The organism is Enterococcus sp. DIV0008 (assembly GCF_050542615.1).
In the GTDB taxonomy this organism is placed as follows: Bacteria; Bacillota; Bacilli; order Lactobacillales; family Enterococcaceae; genus Enterococcus_D; species Enterococcus_D innesii.
In genome coordinates this window covers 2,856,032-2,877,728 of record NZ_CP172937.1, presented here as the reverse complement: position 1 = coordinate 2,877,728, position 21,697 = coordinate 2,856,032, and the positions used below count along the sequence as shown (strand labels likewise).

General features: G+C 42.8%; 19 protein-coding genes and 1 pseudogene. 14 read left to right on the top strand and 6 right to left on the bottom strand.

Annotated features, from left to right (window positions below):
- Positions 1–120: 120 nt before the first annotated feature.
- From IGI84_RS13460 to IGI84_RS13435, 6 genes are all read left to right on the top strand, one after another.
- Positions 121–1,194, top strand: coding sequence for an ABC transporter ATP-binding protein (locus tag IGI84_RS13460; protein WP_220426490.1), 1,074 nt, complete (start codon positions 121–123; stop codon positions 1,192–1,194).
- Entirely contained in the window at positions 1,194–2,075 is an 882-nt protein-coding gene (locus IGI84_RS13455) for a carbohydrate ABC transporter permease (protein WP_008379450.1), read from the top strand. The genes IGI84_RS13460 and IGI84_RS13455 overlap by 1 nt, the downstream gene beginning before the upstream one ends.
- Before the next feature lie 4 nt (positions 2,076–2,079).
- Positions 2,080–2,898 (top strand): carbohydrate ABC transporter permease, encoded by an 819-nt coding sequence (locus IGI84_RS13450; RefSeq protein ID WP_005228015.1) that lies wholly within the window; start codon positions 2,080–2,082, stop codon positions 2,896–2,898.
- Positions 2,882–4,174, top strand: a complete 1,293-nt coding sequence (locus tag IGI84_RS13445; protein WP_220426489.1) for an MBL fold metallo-hydrolase — start codon at positions 2,882–2,884, stop codon at positions 4,172–4,174. Before IGI84_RS13450 ends, IGI84_RS13445 begins: the two co-directional genes overlap by 17 nt.
- Positions 4,175–4,190: 16 nt before the next feature.
- Complete coding sequence (locus IGI84_RS13440) at positions 4,191–5,474, top strand: ABC transporter substrate-binding protein (RefSeq protein WP_081117767.1); 1,284 nt, start codon at positions 4,191–4,193, stop codon at positions 5,472–5,474.
- Between the two features lie 176 nt (positions 5,475–5,650).
- Positions 5,651–7,198: a bifunctional metallophosphatase/5'-nucleotidase gene (locus tag IGI84_RS13435; RefSeq protein WP_220426488.1), complete on the top strand. Its 1,548-nt coding sequence runs from the start codon at positions 5,651–5,653 to the stop codon at positions 7,196–7,198.
- Positions 7,199–7,241: 43 nt separating this feature from the next.
- Here the strand turns inward: IGI84_RS13435 and IGI84_RS13430 are convergent, their stop codons facing one another.
- Genes IGI84_RS13430 through IGI84_RS13420 form a run of 3 tightly spaced genes read right to left on the bottom strand, consistent with a single transcriptional unit; the run spans position 7,242 to position 8,829 of the window.
- Positions 7,242–7,403, bottom strand: coding sequence for a hypothetical protein (locus tag IGI84_RS13430; protein WP_005233739.1), 162 nt, complete (start codon positions 7,401–7,403; stop codon positions 7,242–7,244).
- Positions 7,404–7,436: 33 nt separating this feature from the next.
- Positions 7,437–7,787 carry a hypothetical protein gene (locus IGI84_RS13425; RefSeq protein WP_005233740.1) on the bottom strand — a complete coding sequence of 117 codons (351 nt, stop codon included), beginning with the start codon at positions 7,785–7,787 and terminating at the stop codon, positions 7,437–7,439.
- A 19-nt stretch (positions 7,788–7,806) separates the two neighbouring features.
- Positions 7,807–8,829 carry a lactonase family protein gene (locus IGI84_RS13420; protein WP_034878296.1) on the bottom strand — a complete coding sequence of 341 codons (1,023 nt, stop codon included), beginning with the start codon at positions 8,827–8,829 and terminating at the stop codon, positions 7,807–7,809.
- A 118-nt stretch (positions 8,830–8,947) separates the two neighbouring features.
- Between IGI84_RS13420 and IGI84_RS13415 the strand changes: the two genes are divergently transcribed.
- From IGI84_RS13415 to IGI84_RS13380, 8 genes and pseudogenes are all read left to right on the top strand, one after another.
- Positions 8,948–9,301: a PTS glucitol/sorbitol transporter subunit IIA gene (locus IGI84_RS13415; protein ID WP_086291653.1), complete on the top strand. Its 354-nt coding sequence runs from the start codon at positions 8,948–8,950 to the stop codon at positions 9,299–9,301.
- A 15-nt stretch (positions 9,302–9,316) separates the two neighbouring features.
- Positions 9,317–10,498, top strand: a complete 1,182-nt coding sequence (locus IGI84_RS13410) for an AI-2E family transporter (protein WP_077452243.1) — start codon at positions 9,317–9,319, stop codon at positions 10,496–10,498.
- A 275-nt stretch (positions 10,499–10,773) separates the two neighbouring features.
- Positions 10,774–11,343, top strand: coding sequence for a TetR/AcrR family transcriptional regulator (locus IGI84_RS13405; RefSeq protein WP_220426486.1), 570 nt, complete (start codon positions 10,774–10,776; stop codon positions 11,341–11,343).
- 33 nt (positions 11,344–11,376) lie between these two features.
- Positions 11,377–11,913, top strand: coding sequence for a flavodoxin domain-containing protein (locus IGI84_RS13400; RefSeq protein WP_220426485.1), 537 nt, complete (start codon positions 11,377–11,379; stop codon positions 11,911–11,913).
- 563 nt (positions 11,914–12,476) lie between these two features.
- Positions 12,477–13,367, top strand: a complete 891-nt coding sequence (locus tag IGI84_RS13395) for an ROK family protein (protein ID WP_086291657.1) — start codon at positions 12,477–12,479, stop codon at positions 13,365–13,367.
- Positions 13,368–13,496: 129 nt separating this feature from the next.
- Complete coding sequence (locus IGI84_RS13390; RefSeq protein ID WP_194195214.1) at positions 13,497–15,764, top strand: helix-turn-helix domain-containing protein; 2,268 nt, start codon at positions 13,497–13,499, stop codon at positions 15,762–15,764.
- Between the two features lie 19 nt (positions 15,765–15,783).
- The gene (locus IGI84_RS13385; RefSeq protein ID WP_430600448.1) at positions 15,784–17,085 is read left to right on the top strand and encodes a family 20 glycosylhydrolase; all 1,302 of its coding nucleotides are present in this window, start codon (positions 15,784–15,786) and stop codon (positions 17,083–17,085) included.
- Positions 17,086–17,237: 152 nt separating this feature from the next.
- Positions 17,238–17,738: pseudogene (locus IGI84_RS13380) on the top strand (GNAT family N-acetyltransferase).
- A gap of 239 nt (positions 17,739–17,977) precedes the next feature.
- Here IGI84_RS13380 and IGI84_RS13375 read toward each other — a convergent pair.
- The 3 genes from IGI84_RS13375 to IGI84_RS13365 are packed head-to-tail and all read right to left on the bottom strand — an operon-like array spanning position 17,978 to position 21,695.
- Entirely contained in the window at positions 17,978–19,282 is a 1,305-nt protein-coding gene (locus IGI84_RS13375; protein WP_430600447.1) for an alpha-L-fucosidase, read from the bottom strand.
- Between the two features lie 25 nt (positions 19,283–19,307).
- A complete protein-coding gene (locus tag IGI84_RS13370; protein WP_430600446.1) occupies positions 19,308–19,805 on the bottom strand; it encodes a hypothetical protein in 498 nt (165 codons plus the stop codon).
- A gap of 18 nt (positions 19,806–19,823) precedes the next feature.
- Positions 19,824–21,695: a beta-N-acetylhexosaminidase gene (locus IGI84_RS13365; protein WP_220426484.1), complete on the bottom strand. Its 1,872-nt coding sequence runs from the start codon at positions 21,693–21,695 to the stop codon at positions 19,824–19,826.
- Between the last annotated feature and the right edge of the window lie 2 nt (positions 21,696–21,697).

Here is a 21,697-nt window from a genome sequence, read left to right as displayed (position 1 = left end):
TGTTATGATTAAAATCGAATTTCTTTGAGCGTTTGACCGAAACATCAAGAGTTCGTTTTTTTTGTGACTTGAAATGCCAGTCAACTATTCGGAGGAAAAAGAGAAAATGGAGGGGCAGTTTTGATAGAAGTAGTCGGGTTGAAGAAGGTTTTCGATAATAAGTTTGAAGCCTTGAAAGCAGTAGATTTTACAATAGAAAAAGGCGATTTGGTTTGTTTGTTGGGACCGAGTGGTTGCGGGAAATCGACGATATTGAATTTGATCGCGGGGTTGTTAAGTCCCACCGATGGAGATATCCGCTTTAATGGTACTTCCGTTGTTAAGACGGAGCCGAAAGACCGCAATATCGGGTTTGTTTTTCAGAATTATGCCCTTTATCCCCATATGACTGTGTTAGAAAATGTCATGTTTCCCTTGACAGTCGGAGAGAAAAAAATCAAGAAAAATGAAGCACAAAAAATTGCTGAGAAGTTCATGAAACTGACCAATATTGAAGAATTAAGTCAGAAAAAACCTGGAACCCTTTCCGGTGGACAGCAGCAACGGGTCGCTATCACTCGTGCTTTGGTACAAAGTCCAGAAGTCTTACTGCTGGATGAACCATTGAGTAACCTAGATGCCCGTTTGCGCTTGAAGATCCGTGAAGAGATTCGTCGGTTAGTCAAAGAAGTAGGTATCACCACGATCTTCGTGACTCATGACCAGGAAGAAGCTCTTTCTATCAGTGATAAGATCATTTTGATGAACGAAGGGATCATTCAGCAAAATGATGATCCGCAAAACCTTTACTTAGAACCAAACAATCTTTTCGTAGCGAAATTTATTGGTAATCCAATCATCAACATCTTGCCAGTAGAAGTCAAAGAGGGACAAATGATCCATCCAGCGTTTACGATCCCGGTTGACCGCTTTACCGACATTCGCTTCAAAAAAACATTGACAGACGGCCAATATACGTTAGGTATTCGTCCAGAAGATGTGCTGACCACTTTACAAGCAGGGTTGTTCCAAACAGAAATCAAGAGTGTAGAGCTGATCGGACGAGAACGAATCTTGAACTTTGATCTGGCTGAAAAACATATGAAATCGATCGTTAGTATTGAAGAGATCATTGAAGAAGGCGCGCAAGTGTCATTTGATTTTCATTACAAAAAAGCCTTTATCTTTGATGAAAAAGGAGAGCGGGTCTACTAATGTTCAAAAAAAATTATAACCCTGAGAATCAACCAAAGGCGTGGCTGTTTTTACTGCCTTCATTGGTCATTATTTTCTTATTCAGTGTGTATCCGCTGTTTCGTTCCTTCATCATGAGTTTCCAAAAAGGAACCTTGATTAACCAACAGTATGCTGGGCTTGAGAACTATCAAAGGGTTTTAACGGACCCCGTATTCTTTCGAGCACTGCAAAACACAGCGCTGTTTGCTTTTGCGGTCGTGCCGATCTCGCTGATTCTCTCATTAGCGATTGCTTGGATCATTTTTGAAAAAGTCAAATACAAAAGTTTTTTTGAAACGATCTTCTTTATGCCCTATGTCACAAGTACGATTGCGATCGGGATCGTGTTTCGTTACTTTTTCAATGGCTCTTACGGGATCATTAATTATCTGCTAGGTCTTGTCGGCATTGCGCCAGTCAACTGGCTGGATAATGTCAATATGAGTATGACGACCTTGATCATCTTTGGCGTTTGGACGAGCCTCGCCTTCAACATTATTATCTTGTTGGCAGGAATGCGCAACATCGACAAAGAACACTACAAAATCGCAAAAATGTTTGGCGCCACCGATGGCGAGATTTTTCGGAAAATCACCTTTCCGCAGTTGATCCCGACCTTTGCCTTCTTGTTAACGGTCAATCTGATCAGTGCCTTTAAAGTCTATACTCAAGTATATGCCTTGTTTGGCGGACAGCCAGGGATCGCCCGCAGTGCAACCACGGCAGTCTTTTATATTTATGACAAATTCCATATCGCCGGACGTCCGGGGATTGCAATGGCGGCAACCGTGATCTTGTTCATCATTATTTTGCTCGTCACCTTTATCCAAAATAAACTTTTGAAGAAAGTGGGCGAATAAACGAATGAAAAAAATTGTGACGATTGTTTCGATGTTGTTTTTAGCAATTTTAGCAGTGATCACGCTGTTTCCCTTTGTCTATATGATCTTGGCTGGGCTAATGACCTACAGTGAAGCAACCAGTATTCCACCGACGATCATGCCGGAGTCTTTCCAGTGGAGCAACTACGGGGAAGTCTTTACCCGAGCACCGTTTTTACGCTACTTCTTTAATACGGTCTTCGTTTCTGCGGTGACGACTATCGCGACGCTGATCACGGCGATTCTAGCTGCCTTTGCATTAACAAGTCTTGAATTCAAATACAAACGTCTCGTGATTGGCTTGATGATCTCGTTATTGATGGTTCCTTATGAATCGATCATTTTCACCAATTACAATACGATTGCGCGGATGGGCTTATTGAATACGTATAGTGCCTTGATCATTCCCTTTTTGACCAGTATTTTTTACATCTATTATTTAAACGGTTATTTACAAAGTATTTCTAATACCTTTTATAAGGCAGCCAAAATTGACGGTGCCAGCGACCTAGCTTATATCCGCCGGATTTTGATCCCCATGTCAAAACCAGCCTTAGTGACAGTCGGGATTCTGACGTTCATCTCTAGCTGGAATTCCTTCTTATGGCCGTTGTTAGTGACCAATGAGAAAAAATACCGCCTCTTAAATAATGGGTTGGCTGCCTTTACCACAGAAAGCGGCAGTGACGTTCATTTACAAATGGCGGCAGCGACCTTGACCGTCATTCCAATTCTGATCATTTACTTGATCTTTAGAAAAGAAATTATCAAAGGAGTGGCTAAAGATGGCATCAAAGGATAAAACAACGATCACCTTCCATAGCGGGATCTTAACGATTGGAGGGACCGTCATCGAAGTTGCGTACAAAGATGCCCATATCTTTTTTGACTTCGGTTCGGAATACCACCCAGAAACACCTTTACCAGATGAAGAATTACAAACTCTAGTCTCCCACCGTTGGATACCAGAACTGAAAAATGTCTACGATCCACGCTTAGACTACACGTATCAAGGCAGTGAAACGAAAGAATACCAAGAAACAGCAGTCTTCCTCTCCCATGCCCATCTGGATCACTCAAAAATGATCAACTTTTTAGACCCAAATATTCCTATGTACACCTTGAAGGAAACCAAAGCGATCCTTGAAGTGTTGAATCAAAAAGGGGACTTCTTGCTGCCCGTTCCTCATGAGGAAAAAAGCTTTGTCCGTGAATTGATCGGCTTAGAACCGCACGATGTGATTCGAGTCGGGGAAATTGAAGTCGAGATCATTCCAGTCGATCATGATGCTTATGGAGCGGCAGCTTTGTTGATTCGCACGCCGGATCATTTTATTGCTTATACCGGTGATTTACGTTTGCATGGCTATCATCCAGAGCGTACCAAAGAATTCTGTCAATTAGCCAAACACACGGATCTATTGATGATGGAAGGGGTCAGCATCAGCTTCCCAGAAAGAGAACCAGATCCCAATGCGATCACGGTGGAAAGTGAAACAGAATTGATCGAGACGTTTGTGCGTTTGGTCAAAGAAAATCCCCAACGACAAATTACCTTCAATGGCTATCCAGCCAATGTCGAGCGCTTTATGGCGCTTGTCGAAGCCGCACCACGGACGGTTGTTCTAGAGGCGACCCAAGCCGCATTGCTGAAAGAAATTTTCGATAAAGATGTACCGTTCTATACGATCGATGATCAAGTACCAGCGACCCTCGATCCAGCCTTTGCTATTTCATATCAGGCATTATGTGACGACACGAGCCAGTACCTTTGGCAAGCAGTCGCGCATTTTGAAAACTTGCAAACAGGTGGATTGTATATCCACAGTGATGCACAGCCGTTAGGCGATTTTGATCCAGCTTATCAAGTCTTTTTGGATCAACTGGCAGCACTGGAGATCGAATTTGTCCGTTTGCCAAACTCGGGACATGCAAAACCAGCTGATTTAGATCAGATCATTGCCTGGATCGAGCCCCAACGATTGGTTCCAATCCATACGCTGAAACCAGAAAATCTGGTGAATCCGTACGGTGAAAGAATATTGCCGCAACGCGGTGAAAAAATTATTTTAGAGTGATAGAGGAGAGGAAAAAATGAAAACAAAGAAACTTGCATTTGCAGCAGCTGCAGCCGCGACATTGGTATTAGGGGCTTGTGGAAACAACAACGATTCATCTGGTTCTACGGAAAGTGATGAAATCGTTACAGAACTAAGCGAAGATACGACTGTCACCTTTTGGCATGCAATGAATGGTGCGCAAGAAGAATCATTGACGAAATTGACGGAGCAATTCATGGACGAAAATCCAAACATCAAGATCGAATTGCAAAACCAATCCAGCTACTCTGATCTACAAGCAAAGGTGAATTCAACCTTGCCTTCACCAAAAGATCTACCAACTATCACCCAAGCATATCCTGGTTGGTTATGGAATGCTGCCCAAGATGACATGTTGGTTGACCTTGGCGAATACATCAACGATGATACTATCGGTTGGGGTGACCAAGAAGAGATCCGCAGTGCCCTTTTAGAAGGTGCACAAATCGACGGCGTGCAATACGGGATTCCATTCAACAAATCAACAGAAATGCTGTTTTACAATGCAGACATGTTAGACGAGTATGGTATTGACGTACCAACAAACCTGGAAGAATTAAAAGAAGCTTCTCAAGAAATCTATGAAAAATCAAACGGTGAAGTAGTCGGTGCTGGTTTTGACTCATTAAACAACTACTACGCCATCGCAATGAAAAACCAAGGCGTTGATTTTGACAAAGACTTGCAACTAGACAGTGACGAATCAAAAGAAGTCATCAACTACTACCTAGATGGTGTCAAAGACGGCTACTTCCGAATCGCTGGTTCTGATCAATACTTGTCTGGACCATTTGCTAACAAGCAAGTCGCAATGTATGTCGGCTCAATCGCAGGGGAAGGCTTTGTTAAGAAAGATACTGAAGGCAAATTCGAATATGACGTAGCAGCTCGTCCAGAAGCCATCAACTTGCAACAAGGAACTGACTTGTACATGTTCAACAGCGCAACACCAGAGCAACGTACGGCTGCTTTTGAATACATGAAATTCTTGACTTCTCCAGAAGCGCAAAAAACATGGGCAATCGATACCGGCTACATGCCAGTTGTTGAATCTGTTTTGGAAAGCGATGAATACAAAAACAATCCTGAAACAAAAGTAGCTGCCAAATTAGAAGACGCAACCAAAGAATTGTTCTCGATCCCAGTGATTGAAAATGCTGATCCTGCTTACAATGAAATGCGTTCAATCATGGAAAACATTTTGTCTAATACAGATCAAGATGTCGATCAATTGATTGAAAATGCAAAACCACAATTAGAAGATGCTTGGAACCAATAATTCTGAATTTCTTCGTCAAAATAGGGTATAATCAGGGAAACACCTGAGAATGAAACACCAAAGGGTTTGTGCCATAAGGTTTGAAGACACAAGGAAGCAGAAAATGCTGGCTTTCGAAGGGTTTCGACTTATGCGCATGCCCTTTTGGTCTATTGAGGGGAAAAGGAGTCTTTTGAATGAAAATCACGTTTTTAGAAACGAGCGATATGCATGGCTATGTCTATCCAACCAATTTTGCCGATGATACGGAACAAGGATTCGGCGTGGCAAAAGTTGCCACCAAAATGAAAGAGCTACGTCAAGCAGCCTCCGGGCCGGTCGTAACGATCGAAAATGGCGACTTTATCCAAGGCTCGCCCTTAAGCTATTACATCGCCAAGAGCCAGCATTCCGTTGCCGCATTGACCGCTGTCGTCAACCACCTAGACGTTGATGTTCATGTCTTAGGCAATCATGAGTTCAACTACGGTCTGCCTTATTTGCAAGAAGCGATCGCCAGCTACCAAACACCAGTACTGGCAGCGAATATTTTAAATGAAGCGGGAGAACCATTTTTTGGGCAAGCCTACACCATCATTGAAAAAGAAGGGGTCAAGATCGCGATCTTAGGAATGGTGACGCCGTATATTCCTCACTGGGAACAGCCTGCGACGATTCGCGGGATGCAGTTTGTCAGCATCGTTGAGACAGCGAAAAACTATGTACCTTACTTACGAGAACAAGCCGATATCGTTGTTGTCAGTTATCATGGTGGCTTCGAGCGTGATTTAGTCACTGGGGAACCGACTGAATTATTGACCGGCGAAAATGAGGGCTATCAATTATTGCAGGAAGTCTCAGGAATCGATGCCTTCTTCACAGGACACCAACATCGTGAGATCGCCACAAAAATCAATGGTGTTCCCGTTGTACAGCCCGGTTATCGTGGAAGCTTTATCGGCGCCATCGAATTGACGGTTGAAAAAAATCACACAGGGGTTCATGTCACAAACAGTACGGCTGCGTTGATCCCTGTTGCGGATGCTCTCCCAGATCAAGAGACGTTGGCTTTGTTAGCACCCATCGAAGAAGAATTACAAACATGGCTAGATCAGCCGTTAGGCAAAGTCAGTGGGGATATGCGAGTCACCGATCCGATGGGGGCACGCTTGAAAGAGCATCCTTATATTGAATTTATCAATCGTGTTCAGATGGCTGCCAGCGGCGCCAAAATTTCTGGCACTGCTCTTTTCAACAATGAAGGCAAGGGCTTTGGCTCAACCATCACGATGCGGGATGTGATCACCAATTATATTTACCCAAATACGTTAGCTGTAGTCAAAGTAACAGGTGCTGAATTAAAAGCCGCTTTAGAACAAACGGCGGATTATTTAGCCGTTGTTGACGGTCAGATCGTGTTCAATCCTGCTTTTATTGAGCCAAAACCGCAATATTATAATTACGATATGTATGAAGGCATCGAGTATACGATCGATCTTAGCCAACCCGTCGGTCAACGAATCACCCGCTTGGATTTTGAAGAAAAAGCCATTGCGATGGACCAAGAATTAGAGATCGTCATCAACCAATATCGTGCCGTGGGCGGTGGCAACTACGCGATGTTTTCTGCCGAAAAAATCGTTCGTGAGATCCAAGTCGATATGACAGAACTGATTGCTGACTATTTAAAACAGCATCCTCAGATCGAAGCTACGACGAATCAAAACTTTCTAGTGACGTTATAATAGCAAAACAGCCTGCGATGAAGGAATCATCGCAGGCTGTTTCTTAATTTTCTACATTACGTACATAATCATCAAAGTACTTTACCAAATCCGCTTTGACTTGTTGATAGTCTTCTTCGGAATAGTCTTTGTCTTCTAGTTTTGCTTCGAAAAATGGCATCGCCAATTCTTCTCGTAAACGATCCAACACTTGTTCTTGGTTCATAACGTCACCTTTTTCACTTTTGATTTGATTTCATCATAACAAATGAAATGAGGCTGTCAATGCTTCGTAAGTGTCTTTCATTTTTTCTAAACGATTTTTTAAAGAAACAAAGTCATCGTCATCATGAAAAAGGACTTGTTTTAATTCAAAATAATAGATCTCAAAAGCATCAAAGAAAGCAATGACTTCCGCTGTTTGCAGCTCTTTGGCAGTATCGCAGCGAATATAGGCTTTTTCAGCGATCGCATACGTTTCCGCAGTCGTTAATAGGACCAATGATTCATTGTACTTGCGGCTCGTCACTAGTTCAAAGGTTGACTGACATTTATTGTAGATATTAGAAAAATCTTTGAGCACAAGTTCCTTTGGTGTTTTATCAAACATGGGGGAATCCTCCAAAACTTTATTTTTTGAATAAGACGCAGACACATTCTGGTGCGTAGATGTCTTTTTCTAAGACAGTCAATTTGCCAGTGGCTTCATCGCGTTTGTATAACGTTAGGTTATCAGAATTTTGGTTGGCACAAACCAGATAATCGTTTGTCGGGTCCAAATCGAAATCGCGAGGGAAGTCGCCTTCTGTTGAGATTGATTGAACAAAAGCCAGACCAGCGCCTTCATCGGTTACTTCAAAAACAGCGATTGAATTATGGCCGCGATTTGAGCTGTAAACAAAACGTCCATCGTTCGAGATACGTACCGCAGCGCCACTGTTGAAATCCGTAAAGTCCGCAGGGATCGTTGGCACTTTTTGGATTTTCTCAAAACTGCCATCTGCTTGATTGTAGCGTAAAACAGTCAATGAGCTGTCTAATTCGCCCACTAAGTAAGCGTATTGGTTATTTGGATGGAAGACCAAGTGACGTGGACCAGTTCCGTCTTCTGCCACATAAACGGCAACTTCTGTCAGTTTGCCATCTTCTGAAATATCATAAGTATAGACCCGGTCCGTTCCAAGGTCACAAACTGCTAAACGTTGGTCTGGTGTTAAGTCAGTATAATGGACATGAGGTTTGTCTTGGTTTTCATGAGAGCCGACGGGTTCATCATGGTAGATGCTGTCTGTTGCTTCGATGCTGCCATCTTCTAGAATTTTATAAACATTCACTTCACCTTTGTGGTAGTTGGCACCATATAAAAGCTGACGGTTTTCATCAACTGCTACATAGCAAAGGGGTGCGCCTTCTTCCGTTGCGGTATTCAGCAAGGTAAAGTCTGGAGTATAAGCAGCGGCGCCGCCGTTGCCAGCTACTTCTGTGACGCTGTAAACTGCTTCTTTTTTACTGCGGGCAAGATAAGTCGGACTTTTTTCTTCCGCACATAAGGTCAAATCGGTCAGTGTTCCTTTTTCCGTATCTAAAGCGATCGAATAGATCCCTTTACTTTCGCGACGAGTGTACGTACCTAAATAAATCGTTTGCAACATAAAAAAACCTCCTAATAGTTTCATTCCTCTTTAATTCTACCATAGAATGCGGTTTTGGGCGGGCAGAAAAACTCTTTATGTTATAATAAACGAGAAGATAGAAAGGGGAGTTTGTCATATGAAAAAAGGGACGATCAAAGAAATTGGTCCACAAGCGATCGATTCACAAGAAAGAATGATCATCTTCTTTGGGGAAGAAGCGACCGACACACTGCGAGAATATTCAGTCATTCAAACGATTCCTGATTCGCAAGCGTTAGTCGTCAAAAAAGGGGATCAGATCACTTTTGGTGATCAGACCTATCAAGTCCAATATGTAGGAACGGTGGCTAACCAAATCCTGCAAACGATCCAGCATGTGACCTTTGTCTTTGACGAAGAGCCGGCGGAAGATCCGCTTTCAAGTGCGATTTATTTAACGCCAACTGTTTTGCCGAACCTCGAAGTCGGCATGCAAGTGACGTACAACTAGGAGGCAAAGAATGTCATGAAAGAAACGCAGAAAAAGCCGCATTCCTGGTTTTGGAAATGGTTTTTAAACAATCAAGCAGTGACCAGCTTGCTGGTCATTTTATTGATTCTCTTGATTTTGCTGCTCTTTACGAAAGTGTCGTATTTGTTTGAACCTGTCTGGCAATTTTTGGCTATCGTCGGATTGCCAATCATTTTGGCGGGCATTTTATATTACTTGATGAATCCAACTGTTGACTACTTAGAACGCAAAGGGATCAAGCGAATCTACAGTATTTTCGGTCTCTTTATTTTAGTGGTTGGTCTGATCGTCTGGGGTGTGGTGGTGATCATCCCTAAGATTCAAGAGCAATCCATGAGTTTTGCGGATAATTTGCCAGGCTACTTGACGATTATTGAGAATAAGGTAAATGAAATCTTGTCTGATCCAATCTTCTCGCAAGTCCAAGAGCAGATCGAAGCTTCCAATGAGAAGTTGATTTCTTCTCTGACGGATATCGTCCAAAACCTTTCCCGCAGCACGATTCAAAATCTAGGTAGTTTCTTCGGGGCTGTTGCGACGATCGTTTTAGCGGTCATTACCATGCCGTTTATTTTGTTCTACCTACTGAAAGATGGCCGCAAACTAGCCCCTTATTTTGTCAAATTTTTACCAACCAAAATGCGCCAGCCGTCACTGATCGTTTTAAAAGAAATGAATGACCAGGTATCCTCCTATATTCGGGGACAGCTGACAGTGGCGTTTGCGGTCGCAGTGATGTTTATGATCGGCTTTAGTATTATTGGCTTAGATTATGCCATCACACTAGGCATTGCAGCTGGCTTTTTAAATTTGATCCCTTATTTAGGATCTTTTTTGGCCATGATTCCAGCGGTCTTTTTAGGAATTGTTGGTGGGCCGGTATTGCTGATCCAAGTCCTGATCGTCTTTGTCATTGAGCAGACCATTGAAGGACGCTTGATCTCACCGTTAGTTTTAGGAAACGAATTGTCGATCCATCCTGTCACGATTCTTTTAGTCCTCTTGACTTCAGGAAAACTATTTGGCCTTGTTGGGGTCATTTTAGGGATTCCTGTCTATGCAGCTGCCAAGGTGATCATTACCCATGTATTTGAATGGTATACGCGGGTTTCCTCCTTGTATGAAGACGAAGAACCGATCCCCGAAGCACCATCAGAGGAGACACCCGAAGTCTAGCAACTTCGAATGTAAAAGAGTCCATACGTATTATCAACGGTACAGCCTTTTTCTGTGGGCTGTATCTTTTTTGTACAGATAAAAGAGTCAGCAATCATTGGGAAGTAACGGATGATCTACAACCTATGAACGGTGATTTGTGAGAAATCGACAGCTATTTATTCAATAGAAAGAGCGAGGGATATTGTCTTGAGCTCAATTGACTTCGAAGGAACAAAAGAATATAATCGAGTTATATAAATTATTTATATAACTAAGATATAGGAGTATGATGGATGCCAAAACAACGAATAACAAAGGAAATGGTGGTTGATGCTGCTTTTGAGATTGCACGAAAAGGCGGTATGGAGCAAGTGATTGTCAAGAACATTGCTGAGAAGTTAGGCTGTTCAGTCCAACCCATTTATAGTTACTGCACCAATATGGAGGGGCTGCGGACCGAGGTAGAACAGAGAGCACGGCAATTTTTACAAGAGTATTTAGCAGCCCATATTGACAAGCGTGATTTGTTTCGTAGTACCGGACATGCGTATGTGCAACTGGCGAAAGAAGAACCCCATATTTTGAGAATTTTTGTCTTACAAAAAAGAGCGAATGTTTCTTCATTAGAAGAGCTGTATCAGTTGGAAACGAATCCTCAAGTAGCAAAAAGGATTGCCGCCGATTTGAACATTAGCATAGAAACCGCCAAACAGCTACACTTGCATATGCTGATTTACACCATCGGAATCGGCACGATTTTCTCAGTAACGACACCCGGTATTCCACTAGATGAAATCTATGCACAACAGGAAAAAGCGTACGAAATGTTTTTGAAACAGGCAATAGATTCCACAGAAAAATAAGTCGCAGTCCTAACTGCAGGGAGGAGTTCCCCAATGAAAAACGGCATTATTGTTTACCAATCGAAATACGGCGCTGTCAAAAAGTATGTTCACTGGCTTCAAGAAGCAACAGGTTTTTCTAGCGTAGAAACTCCAAAAGCGAAAATAGCTGAAGTAATGGATTATGACACAATTATCTTCTGTGGGGGAATCTATGCTTCCGGCATTGCTGGACTGTCCTTTTTAAAAAAGAATAGCAACCAGCTAAAAGACAAAGAGATACTTATCTTTTGTGCGGGAGCCTCTGCTTCTGAAGAAGATGTGGTGAAAAAACTCAGAGAACAGAATCTCACGGGTCCGCTAAAGGACATTCCCCTTTTTTACGGAAGAGGGCAATGGCAGGAAAGCAAAATGACCTTTTTTGATCGAACCTTAGTGAAAATGTTAAGAAAAGCGTCCGCTAAAAAAGAGCCACACACCTATGACCCACAGACGAAGGCGCTCATGGAAGCCAATGGACAGGATTGTGATTGGACGGATAAAAAGTACTTGGTTCCGTTGGTGGATTATTTGGAACAGGAACTGTTTTGAAAGAGCAAACAAGTTTTTTGAGGTTTTATGAATCAAAGGAACAATGATAAGTCAGAGAAAAAAATGAAGTGTTCTTACTACGCATTTATGTTCTGTTTGCTACCAAGAATTTGCCAATATGTTCTTAGAAAGTTTTCAATCTATTTCTAAAAATCAATGATTAAATCGAATACCGATCACGCATGGGCTGATGCCTTATGTGTGATCGATTTTTTTGTTTTTACCCACATCGCTTATCCCATTAGAAAAAGAGATGCAACGGCTTCCTTTTTTAGTTTCTCAGTTAACTACATCCAATGAGGTCGTTTTTTTGCTTTGAATGAGGCAAATTCTTGTGAAGTTGAGGGGGACATCAGCTCTTTCAAGTGCTAGAAAAATAAGTTACGAAGTTATCGCTGGCTTTTTAATGGTCCTCTTTTTAAATGCCAAAAATCTTCTATTTCGCGCTTTTTCAATGCTTTAAAGGATTTGACACATTGCTGCAAGAAATACATATGGTCGAGAAAAACATCGGTTGCGTATACTGAATCTAAGACAAAAGAAAACCTTGTGAGGTCAACAAAATGTGGATTTTAGCAATTGATATTGGCGGTACTGCTATTAAATGTGGGTTAGTGAATAGTCAGGGGGAACGTAAACAATTGACTCAATTTCCCATGAACAAGGAATATTCCACAGTCACGCAACGTATATGTCGACAGATCGATGCATGTTATGCAGCAGCATTTGATGGCATTGCTATTAGCTCAACGGGACTGGTTGATCCCCGAAGCCAAGAAATCGGGATGACATCCCCTTTATATGAAGGATTTGGTAAAAGACTGGTTAAGCATTTGCGCAGTACATACCAATGTCCAGTGGCTGCCGAAAATGATGGCAACTGTGCGTTATTGGCAGAAAAGTGGTTGGGTCACGCTCAAAATTGTGCGTCCTTTGCGACAATTGTTCTAGGTACATCCGTTGGCGGTGGCTTGATGATCGATCATCAACTGGTTCGCGGCAAACACTTACTAGCAGGAGAGTTTGGGTATATGCTTTTTCCGACCGAAAGGAAGGATTGGGAACTTTGGAGCATCGCAGGGTCAACCAGAACCTTAGTAGAGAAAACAGCAAAACGCATCGGAGACCCAACAATCAATGGTCAGCGTATTGATACACTGGTTCAAGAACAAGATCCGCGATGTCTGCCAGTAGTAGCTGATTTTGTCGATAAGCTGGCGGCAGCTTGCTATAGCCTGCAATATATGATTGATCCGGAAATCATCTTGATTGGCGGTGGAATCAGTGCGAGCCGTTTCTTGATCCCACATGTAAACGCACGATTAGCTATGATTGCTGAGCAGATTCCCAGTACGGTTATCGTGCCAAAAATTTGTGCCTGTCGTTTCGGCAATGAATCTAATTTGTTGGGGGCTTGTTATAACTGGTTAAGAATATACAAGCCTGATAGCTGACTTGTAAAAAAGCATTGTTTTTTATTGAAATAAAGCGTATTTTATTAGAGTATCATACATTCTTTTCTCCTAAATAAGTACCGATAAATGAAAGCGTTTTTGAGCTTTCGAAATAACAGAGAATAGGTGATGCAAATGGGAAAGTACACGGAACTGAATCGTCAAAAACTATTTAGGGGAATCATTCGTGCCATCAGCTCTTATTTAATCGTGTTTTTAGTGCCTTTTTTAGCCGTGTCATGGATTTGGTATGATACCTCTGTCAAAAGTATCAATGAACAGGTGATGCTGACCGCTAGAAACCAATTGATTCAGTTGAAATATTCTTTAGAAAATACGTTTATTCAATTGAATTATCTGACGCAAAAAATGACCAATGATCATGTTGTCTCATTGACATATTTGCAGCATCCTTACTTGACCAAAGAAGCAAGAGAGGCCATGCAAACATACAAAATCACCAACGACTTAGTCGAAGAAGTCTATTTATATTATAAAGAGTCCCCAGCAACCTTGTATTCAACCGTCGGATCATTCTCTTTTGACACATTTTTGAAAAAAGTACTGCCGAAAAATGAAATGGGCCAGGAACAGTTAGCCGCACAATTGGATTCCTCAGCGCCTACATTGTTGACATTAGAAGGCGCCGGTGAGGAACAGCGCTATTCCCGCTTTTTTTATATCGTTCCCATTCAAAGTGAAGAGATGACTGTCTATGGCTCAGCGATCTATGAAATCAAAGAGAACAATTTGAAGAGAATTCTTGATCTTAGCAATAACGATGGGATCAGTAACACCTATATTATCAATGATGAGTACCAGTTATTAGCCAGTACCACCAATGATGAGTTAGCGCGCTTTTTAAATCATCCCGAACGCATGAAAAAAGGCATTCAAACAGGACGAATGCGGTTTGAACAATCGACGTATTTTGTTCAAGCGATTGCCAACAAAGAATTGAATATTTCGGTCGTAGCTGTCGCCAATCCGAATCAAGCATTGGCTTCAGTCAACCGTGTCCAAGAGCAGTTCGTCCTAGTATTTATTGCCATATTGTTTACGGGGATCACCGCAGTCGTGATGCTTGGTTTACGCAGTTATCGGCCGATTCGCAAAATCGAAAATCTAGTTCAGGAGTTTCATCGGGACCCCAAAATGACCCTTCATTCGATGGATGATGTCCATAATACCTTGGCGGCATTTTTGGTTGAGCACCAAGAACTGCATCAGGAAGTCCGCCTGCAAACACCTCATGCCAGAGAGCAAGTGTTGCGCAAATTAATGAGCGGACGTTTTCGGTCCGAGCAAGAATTGGGTCTGCTTTTGGAAGCAGTTCATGTCTGCTTTCCTAAGTCAAACTACTTTGTGATCGCCATTGATACGAAAACTGTGGATTCCAAAGCCAAGCAAGGAGATAAAAAATTTCTGATCGATTATATCGAGGAAATCAAAGAGGCAGATTATACGGCATATGCGACGGAAATTTTATCCAAAGAAATGCTAGCGTTGACCGTAGGGTTTGTTGATGGCAAAGAACAAAAAGAAATTGTGGATGCCATTGCGGAAAAAATAACCCATGCGATCTCCCTAACACCCACAATGGGTGTCGGTATGACGGTGGATCAACTAACGGCTATTAATGAATCGTATATCGAAGGATTGGCGGCACTGGAAAATCAAGGAAGTCAAGGGAAACAAATCAGCTACTATGCGGAGCTTTCCAAAGAGACCAATCATTTGCCAATCAATTATCCAGACAATCAAAAATTAAAATTGATCCAAGCCTTGAATCAAGGAAATATTGAGATTGCCAGTGAAACGATCCAGCGGTTGATCGAAGAAGGCGAGAGTAAACAGACTTCGCCGCGTGTCCAAAAAATGTATGGTTACTACTTGTTGAATACGATCGCACAAGTCGGCGGTGAATTGGTGGGGGCAGAAGTACTGCATACCGCTTCTGAAAGTGCTGATTTCAACAGCTTGAATCAATTGCAGTCTGCCCTGTTAACGATTGCCCAGCAGATTTGCACGAAGGTGCAGAAACAGCCGCTGGATGATGAGTCGGAAATGAATGAGAAAATCTTCAGTTTTATCCAAGAAAATTACCATTCCTCACAGCTCTCCTTGGAATCGGTGGCAGAAGAGGTTGGTGTTTCTGTTTCTTATGTCAGCCGTTTTGTAAAAAAAGAAAGCGGCAAAACCTTCTCCAAATATATTCAAGAACTACGGCTGAAAAAAATCAAAGAGGAACTGATTGAAACAGATTTGCCGATCAAAGAAATTATTCGCAACAATGGGTATTATGATGTTTCCAATTATACGAGAAAGTTCCGAAAAATAGTAGGTGTGACACCAGGGCAATACCGTGAAATGAACCAAAAAATGAGAAATTATTGAAAGTATGAGGGGAAATGAGATGAACAAACAAGTTGATTTAACAGAAGCTCAGCAACGAGCAGCCGTCTTTTTTGAGGAAATAGGTTGGCAGTCGGCGAAAGATCCGTTACCGAAAATAGTGGTCGATCCGCAGCTGGATGCTGATTTTCGATTTGAAAACCAAACAATCAGTGTGTCCTCGCCAGAACATGCCTTTTACGCGTTAACCAAATATGGCCGAGATCAGGCGACGGGTCAATTAGCACAGAAAAGCTATCTAGCAGCGCTTAAAGAACGCTGTCTGATGATCGATATCGGGCGCAAATTCTATTCGCTAGCTGATTTGAAAGCAATCATCCGCAGCATGGCTTGCTTCCAATTCACGCATCTGCAACTTCATTTTTCGGAAAACGAAGGCTTTCGGATTGAATCCCAGCAATTTCCAGAAATTGTTTCGGAAGAATATTTGACCAAGCAGGAGATTCGTGAATTGATTGCGTATGCCCAAAACCATGAAATTGCCATCATCCCTGATTTTGATTCTCCTGGTCATTTGCGGCAAGTATTGGCTCAAAAACCCGAGTGGCAATTACCGACAGCCGATGGCACGCGTGATGATCGAGCACTGAACATTTTGGATTCAGAAGCGGTAGCCTTTATTCAGGAAGTTTATCGGGAATATGCGCAACTGTTTGAAGACAGCACTTATTTTCACATCGGGGCCGATGAGTTTATTGATTTTGACCAGTTAGAAAACTTTCCACAAATGATCGAAGCAGCCCGCGAGCGCTATGGGGAAAAAGCCAGCGGAATCGAAGTCTTTATTGATTATGTCAATGAGCTGGCGGTCTTTGTTGAAAGTCTCGGCTTTGTTGTGCGGGTCTGGAATGATGGTTTTTACCGCTTGAATCGCCAAGAGCAGACAACGTTGACGGAGAATTGCCAAATCTCCTATTGGACCCGTTGGAACCAAAATATGGCGCCGGTGGATGTCTTTTTTGAAAAGGGCTATACCATGATCAATCACAATGATAATTTTTTCTATTATGTCTTAGGAGAAGCGGCAGGGTATACCTATCCAACTTACGAAAAAATCAGCAATGAATTCCAGTTGACGACGTTTGCCAATGGACAACAAGTTGCACAGGAACAGCTTGCCCAAACACAGGCGATCGCCTTATCCGTCTGGGCGGATGTACCTGAGGCTCAGACTAGCCGTGAAGTGATCCAAGCGTTTTTTTGGCTCCAAGCGGCCATTAGCCAAAAAGTTTATAATGAGCCAAACCGACCAAAAGAGACATTTCAAAAGCTTTATGATGGGTGGGAAGCGACATTCAGCTGATTGTTAGAGGAATTGGGTGAAAGGGCGCATCGCTAACGATCACTGTTGCTTTCTTTATGCTGAATAAGTTTAGCGACAAGTGAAACAACAGCCAATAGTATTTTTGATAAAATGAACGTAACTCCGAGTGAGGGGAGAAATGGAGCAAATAAGTGATCATAGATATTCAACCGTTGAAGAGAAAAGATATTCTTGAAATGGATCAAATGTTTTTAAAGCAAGGGTGGCCTTCTCGCCAGCAGCTCTTGATGGAGTATTTAAATGAGTAAGAAGCGGGGGAGAGATACGTTTTGCTTGCCAAAATAAACAACAAAACTGCCGGGTATTTGACTTTGGTCCCTCTAGCAAAGCACGGGCCATTTAAAGGCTTGTATCCAGAAATTGCGGATTTTAATGTTTTTGAATCCTATCAAAAACAAGGGGTAGGCAGTCAGCTTTTAAAAGCAGCCGAAGAAAAGTCACGAGAAATAGCTGCCGTGGTGACTTTGGGGGTAGGTTTACACACTGGTTATGGATCGGCCCAGAGACTGTATGTAAAACAAGGCTATATTCCAGATGGATCTGGTGTTTGGTTCAATAATCAGAATTGTGCGATGAATGCGCCTTGTTGTAACAATGACGATCTTGTTCTTTATTTGTCCAAGAAACTTTGACCCTCCCGTGGTAAGTACCTTTAAGGAAGGAGAAAACACACAGCTTGTTTGCATATTCTCATCACCTGTTCAACAAACTAGTTTGCTACTTTCGTATAAGCGAATTTGGGGAGTTCTTGAAAAAATAGCCATAAAAAATGACTAGAAACGATCAGTTTCTAGTCATTTTTTTGTAAAGAAAGTAAGGACAGTGTTTTTGTATCAATAAAAATATTCATTTAGCACAGTGCAATAGGCGCTTACGTTTCTCTTAAAGTGATTTCGACCACTGGTACCAACACATCTGGTGGGCAGACGGGTAAGCTGAGAACAAGGTCCTCTTTGTTGATGATGGCTTCCGTTGAAGTGAGAACTTCCTCGGGATCAAATCCTCGATAAAACAACTCGGAGCCATCATGTAAGAAACGGATATGCTTCACGCATCCTGCAAGCCCCGGAAGATGCAAGGATTTGTAGGGGTAGGAGAAGAGGTGCAAGTAAAGTTTAATCCCGTTTTGGGTGTAGCGACTGTCAATAGGCGGTTGAAAAGAGCTGGCACCACAGCCGATAATCGCTTGCTGATGATAATGCATCCATGAACCGATGGCTTCTAAATGGCTGCGAGTTGGTAAGTTGATTTCTCCACGAGCAGTCGGGCCGATATTTAAGAGAAAGTTCCCATCTTTTGCTACTGTGTCAATCAGCATTTTGGTCATCATTTCACTGGATTTCCAGTGCTGAGCATCACGATCATAGCCCCACGTTTCGTACATCGTTTGGCACGCTTCCCATATTAAAGGCAATCCATCCGCTTCTAATGGTTTGTCTGGTTGGAATTGCTCAGGGGTGGTAATCCCGCGGCCCAAATCCAAACGGTCATTCAGCAGCATGTTCGGTTGCAGGTTTCGACAAATTTTTTCGATCCGTTCGCTATCCCAATCGGCGGCACCTTTGCCTTTTGACCAGCCCCAATCTCTATGACTATATGGAAAATCAAACCACATATAATCAATGGTCCCATAATTGGTCAATAGTTCGGTGACTTGACCAGCCAAAAAATCTTGATAACGGCGCATGTCCCGCTGGTCATTGGTTTGACGGGCTTGAATAGTCTCTCGTTGCGGATGCAGGCCGTCGGGCGTGAAATCTGGATGATACCAATCGATCAGCGAATGATACAGTCCGACCTTAATGCCGACCTTGCGAAATGCCGGCAGCAGTTCTGCTAAGAGGTCTCGCTTGAATGGGGTGTTGGTTACTTTGTAGTCGCTGAGCGCGGTGTCCCAAAGGGCAAAGCCTTCATGATGTTTCGTCGTGAAGACCATGTATTGAAAACCGGCCTTCTTTGCGGTTTGAGCCCATTCCTCCGCGTTGAAAAGATCAGGATCAAACTGAGAAAAATAGTTCTCGCGATAGGTGGTAGGTTCAATTTTTTCTGTCGTCATAAACCATTCGTGTCGAGCGCCAATACTGAATAGGCCGAAATGGATGAATAAGCCAAACCGATCATGGAGAAACCAGTTTGGGTCAGGGTAGTTGGCAGGCCAATTCCTATACGTTCTCATTAAAAATCACTCCTTTTTCACTCACTTAAAGAAATTCTGTATTCATCATGACTGTTTCTTGAATTTTCCAGCCATCTGCTTCCTTAACGAAAGTATGGTAAGCCTCTGTGATGTGATCACGGTAGGAAGAATCTTTTGGGCTGATCGTTTTCTGTTGCGCCGCGACCAGCATGGATTCTGTCTCTTGTTTAACGACTTCAAAAGAAAGCAGCGTGTGCTGCAGCTGTTCTTCTGCAAAAAAAGCAGCCAATTCTTGGGTCGTCTCTGCTCGCGCCGCTGCCACGAGCGTGGCGGCATAAGCTGTCGCGTCTTGGTCAGAGGCTGCTTGTAAATTTTCTTTCAGCACTGCCAAACAAGCCTCCGCCGCTGCTTGATTTGTAATATTACCTGTCATCTCCAGTTTTTCTGAAGGTTGGGCATGAACTGGAGCAGAAGAATCGGTTGTTAGAAAATAGAGAAAGAATAGGCTAACAACAGCCAGCAAACTCACGAGGATGGTTCGGCGCAGCAAGGATGTTTTCATAATTTCTCACTCCTTCTTTTAAACATCAGAAATTTTCCCCGCACTATAGATTCCATGAAATAAATTGCGACCCACAGAAGTGTTGCCGCTGAAAGGGGTCACCATTGGTAAGGACGGTTGAGTCAATTCTTCCAAAGTATCGAGCTCCCCGTCCAAGAAGGCAGTAAGCCGCCAGAGTGTCGTGTCGCAGCGCATCAGCAAGGCGCCGTAGCGCAGATCGATACTCTCAAAACCGAAAGGTCGATTCCAGTCAAACCAGACTTGACGATGGGCTTCATAAAGGGATTGCAAGGCGGATTTATAGACACTGAGCTCATCGACTGCTTGGCGCAATTCCGTGAAGTCCTTGCTTTTATAGGCACTGGTGATTTGGTCGGTAATACAAGCTTTTTGTGCCAAAACATCAGCCAGCTGCTGATAAAAGGCAAACATCGTTTGTGTGTCCCGTGTTGCTTTCACAGCGGCCAACTCTTGAGCCAATGCTTGATAGTGGGATGCTAAAGAAAGATCGGTTAAGTTTTCCTGATACAAACCATACAGCAAGTCTTGGTAGAGCAGCAGCTTGCTGGGGTTTTCTCCGTGAGGATTGTTTTCTGGTACACCTGCAGTTTGATCAAAGCGATCAAGCAGTAAAAAATCGCTGGCTATTGATTGGTGAAAGAACTGAAATTTTTTAGTTAAATTCTCTAACGAAAGGTCGTTTCCAAACTGCGCTTCACTGAAATATTGTAAACCTAGTAGCGCAGCAATCAACGGTGTTTCAGCTCCGTCGTCGCCCCAAAGTGTGGCATAGACTTCCTGAACATCGTTTTCTTTGGCGGCTTGCAAGGCATGACGCATGGTGGCGAAACTTTTGCCATAGTTCGGCGCCAAACCGTTCCAAGTCCAGATACCTCCAGCAAAGACGATTGGCTGTTTTAATTCCCGATGTTTCGCAAACATTCGCTGATAAGAGGCATGATCATGGTGGTAATAATCCCAGTAAACCATTTTGACAGCAGGAAGGTCAGCAAACAATTCTGTTGGAAAGCACACGTCTGGATCGTAATAATCACTAGTAGGTGCACCGATCCTAAAAAACATATCGCTCCACATCATCGGCTTAAAACCCACGTTTTGACAAAGCACAGCTACCCGCTGCAGATGTTCGGCCATAATCGAGAAACGGTCTTTTAAACCGTGCAATACCAAATATTTTCCTTTCCCCAATTGGTGTGCTTCATCCATGCCAATGTGTAGCTGATCCGTCGTAAAACACGAACGGATCGAACGGATCGCTGCTTCCAAAAAGGTATACGTTTCTTCTTCTCCCACCAGTAAAATATCTTCCGTGTCCCGAATGTTTTTAGCAAATCCCCATTTTAAGGGATTCGTTAAGTGTGCCAATGTTTGAATCGCCGGAATCAAAGTTACACCTATAGATTGCGCATAGCTATCAAGCTTCTTTAACTCAACTTGTGTATAAAGGCCTCGTAAATGACCAAAATAAGGATACTCTGGAATTTCATAAGTGTCTTCCATATAAAGCATGAGGCGATTAAGCCCCATCTTGCTTGTCAATAGAATAACGCGTTGCAGTTTTTCAACGGTCATTACTGCATTGCGGGACAAATCGATCATTGGTCCAATTGCTTCAAAATGAGGGTGTTCCTCCAGGATATAGACAGGGCGGTCCTCATGCAACCACAAGGTCAACGCCCGAAACAAATGGGCTTTTTCTTGATAGTAAATGATTGTTTCTAGCGGACCGTGGCAAATTTTCAGAGAACCGGGCCGTTGAATCAGCTGTAATGGATGCCCTTGCGGTGATTCTCGCAACGCTAGTTCCGGTAGTATGTGACTAAAAAAATCATCAAGATTTTCATTACTTTGGATAAAAATGTCTTTCATTA

Excerpts from the sequence above, each read along its gene's own strand:
- IGI84_RS13415 (WP_086291653.1), top strand. The coding sequence starts at position 8,948 with ATGAAAAAAGGGACGATCAAAGAAATTGGTCCACAAGCGATCGATTCA.
- IGI84_RS13370 (WP_430600446.1), bottom strand. The coding sequence starts at position 19,805 with ATGAAAACATCCTTGCTGCGCCGAACCATCCTCGTGAGTTTGCTGGCT.
- IGI84_RS13365 (WP_220426484.1), bottom strand. The coding sequence starts at position 21,695 with ATGAAAGACATTTTTATCCAAAGTAATGAAAATCTTGATGATTTTTTT.
- IGI84_RS13445 (WP_220426489.1), top strand. The coding sequence starts at position 2,882 with ATGGCATCAAAGGATAAAACAACGATCACCTTCCATAGCGGGATCTTA.
- IGI84_RS13425 (WP_005233740.1), bottom strand. The coding sequence starts at position 7,787 with ATGTTTGATAAAACACCAAAGGAACTTGTGCTCAAAGATTTTTCTAAT.
- IGI84_RS13435 (WP_220426488.1), top strand. The coding sequence starts at position 5,651 with ATGAAAATCACGTTTTTAGAAACGAGCGATATGCATGGCTATGTCTAT.
- IGI84_RS13440 (WP_081117767.1), top strand. The coding sequence starts at position 4,191 with ATGAAAACAAAGAAACTTGCATTTGCAGCAGCTGCAGCCGCGACATTG.
- IGI84_RS13420 (WP_034878296.1), bottom strand. The coding sequence starts at position 8,829 with ATGTTGCAAACGATTTATTTAGGTACGTACACTCGTCGCGAAAGTAAA.
- IGI84_RS13450 (WP_005228015.1), top strand. The coding sequence starts at position 2,080 with ATGAAAAAAATTGTGACGATTGTTTCGATGTTGTTTTTAGCAATTTTA.
- IGI84_RS13385 (WP_430600448.1), top strand. The coding sequence starts at position 15,784 with ATGAACAAACAAGTTGATTTAACAGAAGCTCAGCAACGAGCAGCCGTC.
- IGI84_RS13455 (WP_008379450.1), top strand. The coding sequence starts at position 1,194 with ATGTTCAAAAAAAATTATAACCCTGAGAATCAACCAAAGGCGTGGCTG.
- IGI84_RS13400 (WP_220426485.1), top strand. The coding sequence starts at position 11,377 with ATGAAAAACGGCATTATTGTTTACCAATCGAAATACGGCGCTGTCAAA.
- IGI84_RS13405 (WP_220426486.1), top strand. The coding sequence starts at position 10,774 with ATGCCAAAACAACGAATAACAAAGGAAATGGTGGTTGATGCTGCTTTT.
- IGI84_RS13410 (WP_077452243.1), top strand. The coding sequence starts at position 9,317 with ATGAAAGAAACGCAGAAAAAGCCGCATTCCTGGTTTTGGAAATGGTTT.
- IGI84_RS13395 (WP_086291657.1), top strand. The coding sequence starts at position 12,477 with ATGTGGATTTTAGCAATTGATATTGGCGGTACTGCTATTAAATGTGGG.
- IGI84_RS13430 (WP_005233739.1), bottom strand. The coding sequence starts at position 7,403 with ATGAACCAAGAACAAGTGTTGGATCGTTTACGAGAAGAATTGGCGATG.
- IGI84_RS13390 (WP_194195214.1), top strand. The coding sequence starts at position 13,497 with ATGCAAATGGGAAAGTACACGGAACTGAATCGTCAAAAACTATTTAGG.
- IGI84_RS13375 (WP_430600447.1), bottom strand. The coding sequence starts at position 19,282 with ATGAGAACGTATAGGAATTGGCCTGCCAACTACCCTGACCCAAACTGG.